This window comes from Streptomyces sp. NPDC096323 (assembly GCF_040302845.1).
Taxonomy (GTDB): Bacteria; Actinomycetota; Actinomycetes; order Streptomycetales; family Streptomycetaceae; genus Streptomyces.
Map to the genome: position 1 here is coordinate 316,476 of NZ_JBEOSI010000011.1, position 14,514 is coordinate 330,989.

Consider the following 14,514-nt stretch of genomic DNA (forward strand, 5'->3'; position numbering starts at 1 on the left):
GACCGAGGAGGACCGATGGCGGATGCCGTGATGGACCTGTGGAGCGGAGTGCGGGCGGCGCGGGATCCCGCGTGGGTGCGCGGCCAACTCATGACGGCAGGGCGGACCTTGTTCGCCGTGTACGGCTACGCCCGTACCACCGTCGAGGATCTGTGCGCCGCCGCGCACGTGGAAGTGCGGGAGTTCCACCGCGAGTTCCAGTCCCGCGAGGCCCTGCTCGTCGATCTGTACGACGAGGTGGCGACGCGGGGCATGCGGGCGTCCGAGGCGGAGCTGACCGCCGAGGGCATGGAGACCTGTCCGACCGAGGAGCGGGTCCGCAGGCTCTTCGACGCCTATGTGCGGGCCGTCACACGGGACCCGCAGGAGGCGAGGGTGGCGTTCGTCGAGGTGCTCGGCGTGAGCAGGGAGATGGACGACCACCTCACGATGTGGCGGTCGGTGTGGGTCGAGTTCCTGACCCAGGAGGCCGAGCGCGCCAGGCAGCGGGGGCACGGGGTCGACGGAGATCTCGACGTGGTGGTGAAGGTGCTGACCCGGTCCGTCGACGAGCTCCTCGCGCACCACGCCCGCCGCCCGCGCCAGGTGCCGCCCGCCTGGCTGACCAGCGAGTTCACCCGGCTGTCGATGGCCATGATCGGACCGGTGGGTGGCTCCGGGAATGTCTGAGGAGCCCTCCGGTTGACAACACCGCTTGCCGGGACGGCAAATGGAGACATGGCAGCGGACGCGGTGGGAGCAGAGGGCGGCAGCAGTGCGATGGGGGACGACGAGCTGTCGTCCGTGCTGACCGGCGTGGGACCGCGGCTGCGCGCGTTGCGCACCGAGCGCGGGACGACGCTGGCGCAGCTGAGCGAGACGACCGGCATCTCGCTCAGCACGCTGTCCCGGTTGGAGTCCGGCGGCCGCAAGCCGACCCTGGAGCTGCTGCTTCCGCTGGCGAAGGCGTACGGGGTGCAGCTGGACGAGCTGGTCGGGGCTCCGGAGACGGGGGACCCGCGGGTGACGTTCCGCCCGATCAAGCGGCACGGCTCGACGTTCGTGCCGCTCACCCGGCACCTCAGCGGGGTGAACGCGTACAAGCAGGTCATTCCCGGGGCGACGGGGAAGGAGGGCCTGGCGGAGCAGCGGGTGCACGAGGGGTACGAGTGGCTGTACGTGCTCTCGGGGCGGCTGCGGCTGCGGCTCGGCGAGCACGACCTGGTGCTCACGCCGGGCGAGGTGGTCGAGTTCGACACGCACACCCCGCACTGGTGGGGCGCCGCCGGGCCGGAGCCGGTGGAGATCCTCAGCCTGTTCGGACCGCAGGGCGAGCGGATGCACGTACGGGCGAAGCCGACGGGCAGGTGACGAGGACCGATGACGGCCGGGGCTCTGTCCTCACGCCATTGTGATGACGACCTTGCCGGCCTTGGCCCGGCCCTTCTCCAGGTACTCCAGGGCCTCCGGGGTCCGGTCGAACGGGAAGACCCGGTCGACGACGGGACGGATCGCATCGGCCTCGACGAGGCGGGTGATCTCCCGCAGCTGGTCACCGTCGGCCCTCATGAAGAGGAACGAGTACGTCACGTCGCGCTGCCGGGCGCGACGGCGGGTCCTGAGGCTCAGCGCGCTCATCGCGAGCCGGAGGGCCGGGTTGAGGCCCAGTTCGCGGGCGAAGGCCGCGTCGGGAGGGCCTGCGACGCCGACGACCTTGCCACCGGGTTTGAGTACGCGCAGGGACTTCTCGAGCGTCTCACCGCCGAGACTGTCCAGGACGACGTCGTAGCCGTCGAGGACCGTCTCGAAGTCCTGCTGTCTGTAGTCGACGACCACGTCCGCGCCGAGCTCCTTGACCAGGCCGGTCTTGGCCGTGCTCGCGGTGGCGGCCACGTGCGCCCCCAGGTGTTTGGCCAGCTGCACGGCGATGGTGCCGAGGCCGCCCGCGCCGGCGTGGATCAGGACCTTCTGGCCCGGCCGCACCTGTGCGCGCTCGACCAGTGCCTGCCACGCGGTCAGGGCGACGAGAGGAAGGGACGCGGCCTCCTCCATGGTGAGGTTGGCCGGTTTGACCGCCACGTCGTTCTGGTGGACGGCGATGCGTTCGGCGAAGGTGCCGATGCGGTCCTTGCCGGGCCGCGCGTAGACCTCGTCGCCCACCGCGAACCGGGTGACGGCCGGTCCCGTCCCGACGACCACCCCGGCGAGGTCGTTGCCCAGGACGAGCGGGAGACGGTACGGGAGGAACGCCTTGAACGCTCCGTCGCGGAGCCTGAGGTCGAGCGCGTTGACGCTCGCCGCGTGGATCCGGATCAGGACGTCGTCCGGGCCCGGTCGCGGCTCGGGCGTCTCGCCGGCGTGCACGCCGGCCTTGTCGCCGTACCGGTCGATCAGGAAGGTCTTCATCGTCGTCTCCGTCAGCCGCCCGGCAGGGGGCGGCGGCTCTGCCCGTCCCGGGGTTGTTCCTGGACGGACCACTGGGTGGTGGGTGCTCCGGGTTCCCGGAGCAGCACGCCGGTGCAAGGGCGGGTGGGCGGCCGGCGCGCGGCGGTGTGGGTCTCAGGCGGCAGCCGGTGACGCGGCAGCGGGTGACGCGGCCAGGCTCTGCTTGACGTACCGGCTGGTCTCGTCGGCCAGGATCTCGGGCAGGCCCTTCTCGATGCCGTGCAGGGCCTGGGCGGCGACCTCGGCGGGATCGGTCTTCTGGTCGGCGGGTACGTCCGCGGCCATGTCGGTGTCCATGTATGCGACGTGCAGCGCCGATACGGTGATGCCGCGGGGCGCCAGTTCCTCGCGGGCCGCATTGGTCTGTGCCCATGCGGCGGCCTTGGCCGCGGCGTAGGAGCCGAGGCCGGCGGGGTGCAGCCAGGACAGGGCGGACAGGACGTTGAGCACGGTCCCGCCCCCGTTGTTCTCGATGACCGGGGCGAAGGCGCGCGTCACGGCGAGGGGGCCGAAGAAGTTCGTCTCCATCTCCAGGCGCACCGAGTCCGGGCTGCCCGCGATCAGCGGGGTGGCGGTGGAGATGCCCGCGTTGTTCACCAGCAGCGTCGCGTCGGACGCGGTGCGGGCCGCGGCACGGATCGACTCCTCGTCCGTCACGTCCAGCCGCAGGGGGATGACTCCGGGCAGGTCCACCGTCTCGGGCCGGCGGGCCGCCGCGTACACCTTCGCACCGCGCTCCACGAGCTGGGCGGCCAGATGTCGGCCGAGTCCCCGGTTGGCGCCGGTGACGACTGCGACCGTGTTGTTCAGCTCCATGACTGCTCCCTGCGTCGCGCGGAGCCGGACGGCCCCGCAGATTTAGATTACGATGACAATCTAAAACACAGTCTAGGATAGATTGCAAACGACATCCAATGGGAGGTGGCTCATGGGCCGCGTATCGAAGGCGCAGGCGGAGGAGAACCGCCGACGGGTCGTGGAAACCGCCTCCCGGATGATCCGGGAGCAGGGCACCCACACCAGCGTCGCCGACCTCATGAAGGCGTCCGGGCTGACCCACGGCGGCTTCTACAAGCAGTTCGCCTCCAAGGAGGCGCTCCTCGACGAAGCCACCGCGCACGCGTTCGCCGAACTCGCCCAGCACCACAAGGAGGGAATCGAACAGCACGCCGGACGGCGCGACGCCGCCCAGCAGGCGCTGATCGACACGTATCTCTCGGTGGAGCACCGCGACAGTGCGGCGCAGGGGTGCCCCGTTGCCGGACTGGCCAGCGACATGGCACGCGAACCGGGAGAAGGGGAGGCGCGCCGCGTCTACACCGAGGGCGTGAGGGACTTCGCCGCGTTCCTCACCACCGACGACCAGGACGGCATCACCCGGCTCAGCACGATGGTCGGTGCACTCGTTCTGGCCCGGGCGACCGAGGGCTCACCGCTCTCCGAGGAGATCCTCGCCGCCGCACGCGAGGCGCTGACGGCGACCGGCTGACCGGTTCGCGGCGTGCAGACGGCGGTTTGACGACGCGACCTGGAACAGAGGCGACCGGTACGGCCCGCCCAGCCCCCACGCCTGGTGCATCGCGTCGGCGTAGGCCGCCGCCAGGCGGTGTTCGCCCGAGGGGCCGGGGTGGGTGCCGTCGTACGTGTCCGTGTGGATGTCGTAGCCGGACGGGTGCGAGGCCAGCAGGAGCGGGGACGCCGCCGTGTCGAGGTCGGCCACCGTCTTGGCGAGGAGCTCGTTGAAGCGGGCGCACTCGGCGGCGAAGGGGGCGTCGGACTCGGCACGGACGTTCGGTATGACGGGCAGCAGCACGCATCTGATGTGCGGGTTCGCCGCGCGGGCGGCGGTGAGGAAGGCGCGGGCGTTGGCCGCGGTCTGCTCGCTGTCCGTGTAGAAGCCGAGGTCTATCAGGCCGAGGGAGACGAGCAGGACGTCCGCCCGGTGCTCGGTGATCGTGTCCGCGATCACGGGGGTCATGTGGAGCCAGCCCTCGCCCCAGCCGGCCAGGTGGCGGCGGGCGTCGGCGGGGAAGTCCTCGGCGGCGTACGCGCAGGAGACCGGGGTGCCCGTGTCGGTGTCGTACAGCTCGGTGCGCGGGCCGACGATCGCGTACGGGCCGTCGAACGACGCTTCGAGGTGCTGCCACATGCGGTAGCGCCATGTGAAGTCACCGGCGCGTCCGATGGTCATGGAATCGCCGACACACATGAAACGCATGGCGTCATCATGGCGGATCATGGCTCCGGCCTGCGACGTGACGATGGACACTTGTGCCATGCGTGCGTACCGAATGACCGTTTCCACCGCCGCCGCGCTGCTGTCCTTCGCGGCGGCGGCTCCTGCCATGGCCGACGACGGGGATGCCGACCGGAGCTTCACGATCGAGGACCCGCGGATCACCGAGTCCAGCGGCCTGGCCGCCAGCCGCGCCCACCCGGGGATCTACTGGACGCACAATGACAGCGAGGACGGGGCGTACGTCTTCGCCGTCGACTCCCGCACCGGGAAGACCGTCGCGCGGATCACGATGAAGGGCGTGGGCGCGCCCCGCGACGTGGAGGCGATCTCGCTGGGTCCGGACGGGAATCTGTACGTCGGTGACATCGGCGACAACCTGAACGGCAGCTGGGACCACGTCTGGATCTACCGCTTCCCCGAGCCGAAGACCCTCCGGGACGCGACCGTGCGGGCCACGCAGTTCGACGTGAAGTACGCCGACGGCCCGCGCAACGCGGAGGCGCTGATGGTCCACCCGAAGACGGGCCGCGTGTACATCGCGTCGAAGAACGAGGACGGCGGCGGGCTGTACGAGGGTCCCGCGAAGCTCACGACGGGCGGGGACAACGTGTTCCGGCGGGTGGGCGAGGTGCCGTGGGTGACGGACGGGGCGTTCTCGCCGGACGGCAAGGAGCTGGTGCTGCGCTCGTACTTCAGCGCGCGCGGGTACGCCTTCGCGAAGGGGCGGCTCGGCAAGGACTACCCGGTCGAGTCGCCGCTGCTCGGGCAGTCGGAGTCGGTGACGTACACGGCGGACGGTTCGGCGCTGATGTACGGCTCCGAGGGCGAGCAGAGCGATGTGGTGCGGGTGGACCTGAAGAGCGGCGGGGGTGACGGGCCCGCCCGGGCGGGCGGAAAGTCGCCGTCGTCCGCGGGTGCGAGCAGTGCCGGGGGCGGGGACGGTGTGCCGGTGAAGGGCACGACGCTGACCGGGATCGGGGTGCTTGCCGGGATCGGGCTGCTGTTGTTCCTGGGCAGGCGGCGCCGGCAGGGGTGAGGCGCGAGGCCCTACGTGTCCAGCGGGCGGATCTCGTAGTGCAGGGTCTGGTCGCGCTTGATGCGGTGCGCGAGCGGGACGAGGACGCCCTGCACGATCGGGTGCTTGCGGGACAGCATCCGGGCGGCGTGCGTGTTCTCCTTCGACCCGGCCTGGAGGAGGCGGGCGTGCGCGGTGATCTGCGGCCCCGTCGACCGGCCGCGCAGGGTGCACGGGCCGACTCTCACGACGGGGTGGTTGCGCATCCGCTCCACCTTCCACGCCGAGGAGAAGGTGCGGATGTAGGCGTGGTCGCCCTCGACGGCGATGTTGACGGGGGTGTCCGCATGGGTCCCGTCCTGCCGCCGCGTGCTGAGCAGCACGGTGTACTGCTTCACGAACGGCTTCAGCTCAGGGATCGTCTCCATGCCTTCCATGGTGCGCGGTCCGGGCGTCGTGTTCATCTGCGCGCGCGGTGCGGAACGGGCGTTTCGAGGGCGCCGGGGCGAGCCCGCGTAGGGTCCTCGGTCATGACGACGGATACCGGCCCCGCGCCCTTCGCCACCGCCCGCCTCGACGCCGAGCCCCTGCGGGTCGCGTACGCGGACGAGATGGCGACCGTACTCGCCGACCCTGCCCTGCACGCCTTCACGGGAGGCGCCCCGGAGGACGCGGACACCCTGAGGGCGCGATACGAACGGCAGACCGCCGGGTCGCCGGACGCGGACGAGCGCTGGTGGAACTGGGTGCTGCGGGTGCGCGGCGACGGGCGTCTGGCCGGGTACGTGCAGGCGACCGTGCGCGGTGCGCGGGCGGAGATCGCCTGGGTGATCGGCACCGAGTGGCAGGGCCACGGGTACGCGAAAGAGGCGGCCCGGGGCCTCGTCGCGCATCTGATGGGCGGGGGCGCGGTGCGTACCGTCATCGCCCACATCCACCCCGACCACGCGGCGTCGGCAGCGGTGGCCGCCGCGGCGGGGTTGGTGCGGAGCGGTGAGTGGGAGGACGGGGAGGAGCGGTGGCGGCTGGGGGAGCGGTGAGCGTCGTGCCCTCAGGCGTCGCGTGTCCTCAAGCGCGGTGGCGTCGAGCGCCGCGTGCCCTCAAGTGTCGGACGGGCTCGGTTTCGCCCGGCCGGCCTTGACCAGTTCGGCGACGTCGAGGGTGACCGCGGCCCCGATCGAGTCGGGGAGCGGGGCCTCCTGGCCGGGGGCGTACACCTCGTGGCGGTCGTACGTGCCGCCGACGGGCTCGGTGAGGACGTGGACCCGGCTGTGCTTGCGGTCGAGGATCACGTAGACGGGGATCTTGGCCTCGGCGTACGCGGCGACCTTGTGGCGCAGGTCGCTTCTGTAGTTGCTGGAGGTGACCTCCAGGACGAGGCGGAAGACGGCCGGGTCGTAGCAGTTGTTGTCGAGCTTGTGCTCGTCGAGATCGGCGTCGACGAGCGCGAGGTCGGGGATGGCGAAGTCCTCGGGGCCGCCCGGCAGCCAGAGGCCGATGCCCTGGAGGACTTCCGAGTCCCCGTCGTCGAGTCCGGCCGCGATGAACGGCCGCATGAGCTTGGTCAGGGCGCGGGCGTGCGGGCCGTCCGGGGGTGGGGCCACGGTGATAACGCCTCCGATGATCTCGACGCGACGTCCGGGAAGCTGCTCCGCGAGCTCGTTGGCTTCCTCGAGCAACGACAGCTCCGGCTCGTCGTCACAGGGGAGCTCGACTGCTGCTGCAGACATTGCGGGCCTCCTGGAATGGCTGGTGTCGAGACCATCATCGTAGGGCGGAACGACCGAAGAGCATGGTTCTGGCATATGCCACTCGGCCGAGTGAAGCGGAAACGGCCCTGCGCACACGCGAGCGTGTGGGCAGGGCCGTTTCTCAGGGGCGTAGGCGTTACAGCTTCTCGATCACGTAGTCGATGCACGCCGTCAGCGCCTGGACGTCCGACGGGTCGATCGCCGGGAACATCGCCACGCGCAGCTGGTTGCGGCCCAGCTTGCGGTAGGGCTCCGTGTCGACGATGCCGTTGGCGCGCAGGGCCTTGGCGATGGCCGTCGCGTCGATCTCGTCCGCGAAGTCGATCGTGCCGATGACGCGGGAGCGCTTGGCCGGGTCCGTGACGAACGGGGTCGCGTACTTCGACTCCTCGGCCCAGCCGTACAGGTGGCCGGAGGAGGCGGCCGTGCGGCCGGTGGTGAAGTCCAGGCCGCCCTGGGTGTTCATCCACGTCAGCTGCTCGTTCAGCAGGAACAGCGTGGCGAGCGCCGGGGTGTTGTACGTCTGGTTCTTCAGGGAGTTGTCGATCGCCGTCGGCAGCGAGAAGAACTCCGGGATGTGACGGCCGGAGGCGTGGACGCGCGCCGCGCGCTCCAGGGCCGCCGGGGAGAAGACGCCGATCCACAGGCCGCCGTCGGAGGCGAAGGACTTCTGCGGGGCGAAGTAGTAGACGTCCGTCTCGCTGATGTCGACGGGCAGGCCACCCGCGCCGGAGGTGGCGTCCACCAGGACCAGGGAGCCCTCGTCGGCGCCCGCGACGCGCTTGACCGGCGCGGCGACACCGGTCGAGGTCTCGTTGTGCGTGAAGGCGTAGACGTCGACGCCCGCCTCGGCCTTCGGGTCCGGGTGGGTGCCCGGGTCGGAGGCGATGACGGTCGGGTCGGCCAGCCACGGGGCGAGCTTGGCGGCCTTCGCGAACTTCGACGAGAACTCGCCGAAGTTGAGGTGCTGGGACTTCGACTCGATCAGACCGTGCGTCGCGATGTCCCAGAAGGCGGTGGAGCCGCCGTTGCCCAGGATCACCTCGTATCCCTCGGGGAGGGAGAAGAGGTCGCGTACGCCGTCACGTACCGCGCCGACCAGGTTCTTCACGGGGGCCTGGCGGTGGGACGTACCGAGGAGAGACGTACCGGTGGCGGCCAGCGCGTCGAGCGCCTCCGTCCGCACCTTGGAAGGACCGGCGCCGAAGCGTCCGTCGGCGGGCTTGATGTCAGCGGGAATCTGGATGTCGGCCACGACTCGGAGCGTAGCCGCTCGGTGGAGCGGCTACGCATCCTGTCCGTCGGATGAGACGGGGGATCCGACGCGTGGACTTTGGAACATCCTCCGTACGGCGGCCCGGATCAGCCCGGTTCGACCGGGAGGCCGGCGGCCGGGTCAGCCCAGCTCGACCGGGAGGTCGAACAGGTCGTTCTGGGTGACGATCGGCTTGTTGCGCAGCTCGGACGCCGGTACGGCCAGCTCCAGCTCCGGGAAGCGCTCGTACAGGGCGGGGAGCGCGACGCCCGCTTCCAGGCGGGAGAGCGCGGCGCCCGGGCAGACGTGCGGGCCGTGGCCGAAGGCGATGTGGCGGTTGGGGGAGCGGGTCGCGTCGAACTCGCCGGCGGTCGGGCCGTACTGCGCCTCGTCGCGGCCCAGCGCGCCGAAGGACACGATCAGGGCCTCACCCTTGGGAAGGACCTTGTCGCCGACCGCCACGTCCTCCGTCGCGAAGCGGATCAGGACGTGGGAGGTGGGGGTGTTCCAGCGCAGGGTCTCCTCGATCACGTTCTCCCACGGCAGCTCGCCGGAAAGGACCTGCTTGCGCTGCTCGGGGTGGGTCTCCAGGGCGACCACGGCGTTCACGATCAGGCTGATCGTCGTCTCGTGGCCCGCCGCGATGATCAGCTGGAGGGTGTTGACGATCTCCTCGTTGGTGAGGTGGTCGCCGTCCTCGGAGGCCGCGATCAGGGCGCTGGTCAGGTCGTCGCCCGGCTCGGCCCGCTTCGCGTCGACGATCTTCGTGAAGAGCGCGCCGAGGTCCGCCATCATCTGCGGGACCTCCTCCGGCGGCGTCTGCGTCGAGAAGAACTTCTCGAAGAGCTCCTTGAGCCGGGGATGGTCGGCGCCGTCGACACCCATCAGTTCGCTGATGACGTTCATCGGCAGCGGGTAGGCGAACTCGGCCTTCAGGTCGACCTTCTCGCCCTTCGGCAGGGCCGCGAGCCGGTCCAGGCTCGCGGTCGTCAGCGCCTCGATGCCCGCGCGCAGCCGCTCCACCCGCTTCACGGTGAGGGCCTGCGCGACCAGGGTGCGCAGCCGGCGGTGGTCGGCGCCGTCGACGGTCAGCATGGAGCGGCCCGGGTTGGCGAGACCGATCAGCGGCCAGTCCATCGGGATCTCGCCGCGCTGCCAGGCGCCCCAGACGTTGATGTCCTTCACGACCCGGGAGTCGGTCAGCAGCTGCCGTGCCTCCGCGTGGTGCGTGACCGCGTAGCAGTGCACCCCGCCGGGCAGCTCCACCTCGGCGAGCGGGCCCGCGGCGCGCAGGGCGGCACTCTCGCCGTCGAGGTCGGCGACGAACGGGTCGAGGACGATGCGGGTCATATCTGGCCTCCGGTGGCGGACCCGGCGGCGGATCCTGTGGCGGGTGTGGGCGTGAAGGCGACGGGCAGGTCGGTGAGGCCCCGCAGCCAGGGGGAGGGGCGGCGGGTGAGCTGCTCGGCGGGGACGTCCAGGTCGATGTCCGGGAGGCGGTCGAGGAGGACCTCGATGCCGGTACGGGCGATGACCTCGGCGGTCTCCTGGGCGGGGAACGGGCAGCGGTGCTCGCCGTGACCGAAGGAGAGGAACGCGTTGTTGCCGCCGGTCAGCGCGGAGCCGTCGGTGCGGACCTGCGGGTCGGCGTTGGCGGCGGCGATACCGAGGAGCAGCAGGTCGCCCGCCTGGATGTGGCGGCCCCCGAGGTGCGTGTCGCGTGAGGCCCAGCGGCCGGCGACGTTCTGTGTAGGGGTGTCCTCCCACAGGACTTCGTTCATCGCCTCGGCGACGCTGTGCCGGCCGCCGGACAGGGACGCGGCGAAGCGGTCGTCGGTGAGCATCAGCCGCAGGGAGTTGCCCATCCAGTCCGCGGTGGGCTGGTGGCCGGCGGCCATCATGACCATGAGGTCCTGGGCGACCTCCTCGTCCGTGAAGCCGCCGGGGTCGGCCAGCATCCGGGTGGCGACGTCGTCGCCGGGCTCGGCGTGCTTGTCGGCCAGCAGCTGGAACATCGCGGTGCCGAGGTGCTGCTGGCCGGCCAGGGCGCGTTCCCGGCCGTCGATCATGTCGTTGATCGAGCCGACGAGCGCGTCGCCGGTCTCGTCGCCGAAGCCGTAGATCCTGGCCAGGACGCGGGCGGGGAGCAGCATCGCGTACTCGGCGATGATGTCGGTCGAGCCCTTGGAGCAGAACCGGTCGATGAGTGCGTCGGCGAACTCCTCCGCGTACCGCTTGAGGGCGAACGGGTCGACGGCCTCAAGGGCGTTGCTGATCATCCGGGCGCGCTCGACGTGCCGGGGGCCGACCGTGTAGAGGATCGACGGCTGCTTGCGGCCGATCATGGGGAGCAGCGGCCAGTCGTCGGGGATGTGCTCCCACTGGCTCCACAGGTCGGAGTCGCGGCTGAACAGCACGGGGTCGCTGGTGACCTGGTGCAGTTCGCGGTAGCCGAGGATCAGCCAGGCGGGGACGTCGCCGTCCAGGACGACGGGGGCGACGGCGCCGTGGTCGCGGCGCATCTCCCGGTACAGCTGCGTGGGTTCGGTCTGGAACCGGGGCCCGGACAGGGGTGCGCGGCCGTGTGCCGGGCAGCCCGGGGGCGGTTCGGGGGGCTGGGTCACGGGGTGTGCTCCGGGGTCTTGACCGGAGCGGTTTCCGGATGGGCGGCGGAGAGGGCGCCGGCGGTGCCCCGCGAGAGGGCGTGGAGGTGCTCCACCAGCGTGATCAGGACGTATTTGCTGGACGACCGGTCGCGGGCGTCGCACTCCACGAGCGGTACGTCGTCCGAGAGGGCGAGCGCCTCACGGATCTGCTGCTCGGTGTGGAGCGGTCCGCCGAAGTCGTTGCACGCCACGATGAACGGGGTGCCGTGGTGCTCCAGCCGGTCGATGGCGTACCAGGAGTCGGCGAGGCGGCGGGTGTCGACGAGGACGACGGCGCCGAGGGTCCCGGAGAACAGCCGGTCCCACAGGTACCAGAAGCGTTCCTGGCCGGGTGCGCCGAACAGGTAGAGCACCGAGCGCGCGTCGAGCGTGATCCGGCCGAAGTCGAAGGCGACCGTGGTGGACGTCTTCGACCGCACCCCGTCGAGGTCGTCGACGGCCTCGCCCGCGCGGGTCATCGTCTCCTCCGTGTTGAGCGGACGGATCTCGCTCACGGATCGGACCATGGTGGTCTTGCCGACCCCGAAGCCGCCGACGACGACTATTTTCAGTCCGTTGTCGGCCGTGGCCTGCAGGGCGGCACGGTCAGAGGTTGCGGAGTCCAACGAGCACCTGTTCCAGGATGTCGGGGTCGGGGAGCCGGTCCGCGACACGGGCGGTACGGGGGTGGCGGGCGCTGATCCGGCCGGTGTCGAGCAGATCGCACAACAGGATGCGCACGATGCTGACGGGCAGGTTCAGTCCGGCGGCGAGTTCGACGACGGCGGTGGGCCGTTCGCACATCCGCAGGATCGTGACGTGCTCCGACTGCATGCCGGGGGACGGCTCGCATTCGGAGACGACCAGCGTCACCAGGTCGAAGGCGGCCGAATCGGACCGGCTGCGGCCACCGGTGAGGGTGTACAGCCGGTCCGGGTCGTCGTCCCGGCCGGGGCGGGGGCGCGGAGTCATACGGCCGCGGTTTCGGCGGCCTCGGCGGGCTCGCGGGGCGGGGCGACGAGGTGCTCGCCGAGCTGCTCGACGAGCTCGCTCATGTTGTGGCCGACGAGGCCGACGTCGGCCTCCTCGTCGGCGACGACCGCGAGGTGGGCGCCGGCCCCCGCCTCCACGATGAACAGCACGCCGCCGTAGAACTCGGCCATCGCGGAGCGCACCCCGCCGGTGCCGTCACCGAACTCCACGGACGCGCCGTGCGAGAGGCTCTGGATTCCGGCCGAGATCGCGGCCAGCTGGTCCGCCTGGTCGACGGAGAGCTCGGGGGTACGGCACAGCTTGAGGCCGTCCCTGGACAGCACGAGGGCGTGACGGGCGCCGGGGGTGCGCTCAAGGAGCCCCTCCAGCAGCCAGTTGAGCTTCTCGTCGGTGGTCGCGGTCATCGGGTGTTGCCTTCCGGGTGCGGGGAGGTGGGGCGTACTGCCTGGCGGAAGCTGCTGAAGCGCGCTGCCTGGGTCTTGGCATCGGCGGTCCGGGGCCGGGGGGCGGCCCCGTCCGTCGTCTCGGGCTCCGACGACGCGTCGGAGTCGGCGGCCGCCCGGGCGCGGGACTCGGCGGCGGCCAGGGTGCGGCCGCGCGAGCGCTTGGGCAGTCCGCTCTCGCCGAACCGGGGGAGGCCGCCGGTGGTCTCCGACCCGGAGTCGGAGCGCAGGGGCTCCTGGGCGGGGCGGGCGGCGGAGCCGGTCGCGTCGGGCGCCGCGCCGGGGCGGTCGGCGCCGGAGGTGTGCACCGGGTCGGGCTCGCGCGGGCCGGGGACGACCGGTGCGGCGGCGGGCTCGGGGGCCGGTACGGGGGTGCGGGTGATGATCTCCTGGGGAAGCATCATCAGCGCGCCCGTGCCGCCGCGCGCGGAGGGCCGGAACGAGACGGTCAGACCGTGCTTGCGGGCGAGGCGGCCGACGACGGCGAGGCCGAGGCGGGTGCCGGACAGGCCGGTCAGGTCCTGGTCGGTCGCGGAGACGGCCCGCTCCGCGCGGCGCAGCTGCACGTCGCTCATGACGAGGCCGCTGTCCTCGACGGTCAGCACGATGCCGGCCGGGACCTCTTCCACGTACACATGGACCTCGGCCGTGGGCGGCGAGAAGTTCGCGGCGTTGTCGAGGAGTTCGGCCAGGGCGTGCATGACGCCCTCGGCGGCGTGACCGGCGATGGCGACGTCGCTGGTCGAGTGGAGCCGGATCCGCTGGTAGCCGCTGATCCGTCCCATCGCGCCGCGCAGGATGGACTCCATCACGATCGGCTTCGCCCAGCGCCGCCCGGAGCGGGCGCCGGTCAGCACGGCGATGGAGTCGGCCAGCCGGCCCGCCTGCGCGGTGCGGTGGTCCAGGTGCAGCAGGTCGCCGAGGACGTCCTCGGCGGAGTGCCGGTGCTCCATGTCGCGCAGGTCGGCGAGCATGCTGGTGGCCAGCGCCTGCATCCGGCCGGCCGCGTTGGCACAGGCGGCGACGGCGGCGGAGCGTTCGGTGTCGCTGCGAGCGGCGCGGGCCTTGAGGCGCGCGTTCTCGGAGGTGAGCCGCTCGGCGCCGGCCGCGGCCTCCTGGGCGACGCGAGCCGTCTCGGCGGCCGCGGCGGCCTTGATACGGGCGGTCTCGGCGGTGAACCGCTGGGCGTCGGCGGCGGACGCCGACACCATCCGCGAGGTCTCCGCGGTGAACCGGCCGGTCTCGGCGGCGAGCAGCTCGCGCAGCCGGCGCGTTGCGAGGCGGGCGTGGACGGCGGTGGCGACGGCGGCGGAGAGCAGCAGCGCGGCGGCGCCCGCCCCCCAGGCCACTGCCGTCCTGGCCGAGTCGGGAGCGACGGCGGTCGCCCACAGACACAGGGATCCGGTGAGGGCCACGGTGACCAGCAGGGCCAGTGCGGTCGGCCGGGTTGAGGGGCGCAAGCGGAGTCCTTGGGGGGCGGGCGAAGGGTGGGGGCGAGCCGTACGAGCGGTGATCAAATGCGACAACTGGAACAGAGGATTCCCAGACAAGTCAGGGTCACTATATGAGAATTGACGATCTATTTGGGAAGAACTTGTGGCGTTCTCTGTTTCATTTGTGTGTGCGGGGCGGGCGTAGCCCGCGGGGTGGGGGTTTGCTCCGGCGGGCCGGTTCCGTCCTCAATCGCCGGACGGGCTTGGTTGGTGCGGGTGCCCCGCGGGGCGGCGCGCTACCCCCGTTGTGGGGGTC

The 14,514-nt window shown here is 71.5% G+C and carries 17 protein-coding genes; 5 read left to right on the top strand and 12 right to left on the bottom strand.

The features are described from left to right. The first annotated feature begins 15 nt into the window (after nt 1–15). Together ABTX18_RS29615 and ABTX18_RS29620 are read left to right on the top strand one after the other, a co-directional pair. Nucleotides 16–669 (top strand): TetR/AcrR family transcriptional regulator, encoded by a 654-nt coding sequence (locus ABTX18_RS29615; RefSeq protein ID WP_352125839.1) that lies wholly within the window; start codon nt 16–18, stop codon nt 667–669. A 90-nt stretch (nt 670–759) separates the two neighbouring features. Next, nucleotides 760–1,350 (top strand): helix-turn-helix domain-containing protein, encoded by a 591-nt coding sequence (locus ABTX18_RS29620; RefSeq protein WP_352125874.1) that lies wholly within the window; start codon nt 760–762, stop codon nt 1,348–1,350. Nucleotides 1,351–1,380: 30 nt separating this feature from the next. Here ABTX18_RS29620 and ABTX18_RS29625 read toward each other — a convergent pair whose 3' ends face one another. Continuing rightward, the gene (locus ABTX18_RS29625) at nt 1,381–2,385 is read right to left on the bottom strand and encodes an NADP-dependent oxidoreductase (protein WP_352125840.1); all 1,005 of its coding nucleotides are present in this window, start codon (nt 2,383–2,385) and stop codon (nt 1,381–1,383) included. Between the two features lie 153 nt (nt 2,386–2,538). Next, nucleotides 2,539–3,240: an SDR family oxidoreductase gene (locus ABTX18_RS29630; protein ID WP_352125841.1), complete on the bottom strand. Its 702-nt coding sequence runs from the start codon at nt 3,238–3,240 to the stop codon at nt 2,539–2,541. A 112-nt stretch (nt 3,241–3,352) separates the two neighbouring features. Here ABTX18_RS29630 and ABTX18_RS29635 point away from each other — a divergent pair, with 112 nt between their 5' ends. Beyond that, nucleotides 3,353–3,913 carry a TetR/AcrR family transcriptional regulator gene (locus ABTX18_RS29635; protein WP_352125842.1) on the top strand — a complete coding sequence of 187 codons (561 nt, stop codon included), beginning with the start codon at nt 3,353–3,355 and terminating at the stop codon, nt 3,911–3,913. Here ABTX18_RS29635 and ABTX18_RS29640 read toward each other — a convergent pair. Then, the gene (locus tag ABTX18_RS29640) at nt 3,854–4,702 is read right to left on the bottom strand and encodes a GDSL-type esterase/lipase family protein (RefSeq protein ID WP_352125843.1); all 849 of its coding nucleotides are present in this window, start codon (nt 4,700–4,702) and stop codon (nt 3,854–3,856) included. The genes ABTX18_RS29635 and ABTX18_RS29640 overlap by 60 nt on opposite strands. On the opposite strand from ABTX18_RS29640, the gene ABTX18_RS29645 reads away from it, so the two are divergent. After that, on the top strand, nt 4,701–5,699 hold the full coding sequence (locus ABTX18_RS29645) for a PQQ-dependent sugar dehydrogenase family protein (RefSeq protein WP_352125844.1): 999 nt from the start codon (nt 4,701–4,703) through the stop codon (nt 5,697–5,699). The genes ABTX18_RS29640 and ABTX18_RS29645 overlap by 2 nt on opposite strands. 11 nt (nt 5,700–5,710) lie before the next feature. On the opposite strand, the gene ABTX18_RS29650 is transcribed toward ABTX18_RS29645, so the two are convergent. Next, the gene (locus ABTX18_RS29650) at nt 5,711–6,106 is read right to left on the bottom strand and encodes a PPOX class F420-dependent oxidoreductase (RefSeq protein WP_352125845.1); all 396 of its coding nucleotides are present in this window, start codon (nt 6,104–6,106) and stop codon (nt 5,711–5,713) included. Between the two features lie 102 nt (nt 6,107–6,208). Here ABTX18_RS29650 and ABTX18_RS29655 point away from each other — a divergent pair, with 102 nt between their 5' ends. Next, entirely contained in the window at nt 6,209–6,718 is a 510-nt protein-coding gene (locus ABTX18_RS29655; RefSeq protein ID WP_352125846.1) for a GNAT family N-acetyltransferase, read from the top strand. Nucleotides 6,719–6,778: 60 nt separating this feature from the next. Here the strand turns inward: ABTX18_RS29655 and ABTX18_RS29660 are convergent, their stop codons facing one another. From ABTX18_RS29660 to ABTX18_RS29695, 8 genes are all read right to left on the bottom strand, one after another. After that, complete coding sequence (locus ABTX18_RS29660) at nt 6,779–7,408, bottom strand: Uma2 family endonuclease (protein ID WP_352125847.1); 630 nt, start codon at nt 7,406–7,408, stop codon at nt 6,779–6,781. A 157-nt stretch (nt 7,409–7,565) separates the two neighbouring features. Then, on the bottom strand, nt 7,566–8,684 hold the full coding sequence (gene serC, locus ABTX18_RS29665) for a phosphoserine transaminase (RefSeq protein WP_352125848.1): 1,119 nt from the start codon (nt 8,682–8,684) through the stop codon (nt 7,566–7,568). Nucleotides 8,685–8,825: 141 nt separating this feature from the next. Beyond that, a complete protein-coding gene (locus ABTX18_RS29670; RefSeq protein ID WP_352125849.1) occupies nt 8,826–10,034 on the bottom strand; it encodes a cytochrome P450 family protein in 1,209 nt (402 codons plus the stop codon). Beyond that, a complete protein-coding gene (locus ABTX18_RS29675; protein ID WP_352125850.1) occupies nt 10,031–11,308 on the bottom strand; it encodes a cytochrome P450 in 1,278 nt (425 codons plus the stop codon). The genes ABTX18_RS29670 and ABTX18_RS29675 overlap by 4 nt, the downstream gene beginning before the upstream one ends. After that, entirely contained in the window at nt 11,305–11,955 is a 651-nt protein-coding gene (locus ABTX18_RS29680) for a GTP-binding protein (protein WP_352125851.1), read from the bottom strand. The genes ABTX18_RS29675 and ABTX18_RS29680 overlap by 4 nt, the downstream gene beginning before the upstream one ends. Then, nucleotides 11,936–12,301: a DUF742 domain-containing protein gene (locus tag ABTX18_RS29685; RefSeq protein ID WP_136328927.1), complete on the bottom strand. Its 366-nt coding sequence runs from the start codon at nt 12,299–12,301 to the stop codon at nt 11,936–11,938. Before ABTX18_RS29685 ends, ABTX18_RS29680 begins: the two co-directional genes overlap by 20 nt. Continuing rightward, entirely contained in the window at nt 12,298–12,726 is a 429-nt protein-coding gene (locus tag ABTX18_RS29690; protein WP_352125852.1) for a roadblock/LC7 domain-containing protein, read from the bottom strand. The genes ABTX18_RS29685 and ABTX18_RS29690 overlap by 4 nt, the downstream gene beginning before the upstream one ends. Next, a complete protein-coding gene (locus ABTX18_RS29695; RefSeq protein ID WP_352125853.1) occupies nt 12,723–14,225 on the bottom strand; it encodes an ATP-binding protein in 1,503 nt (500 codons plus the stop codon). The genes ABTX18_RS29690 and ABTX18_RS29695 overlap by 4 nt, the downstream gene beginning before the upstream one ends. Nucleotides 14,226–14,514: the final 289 nt, after the last annotated feature.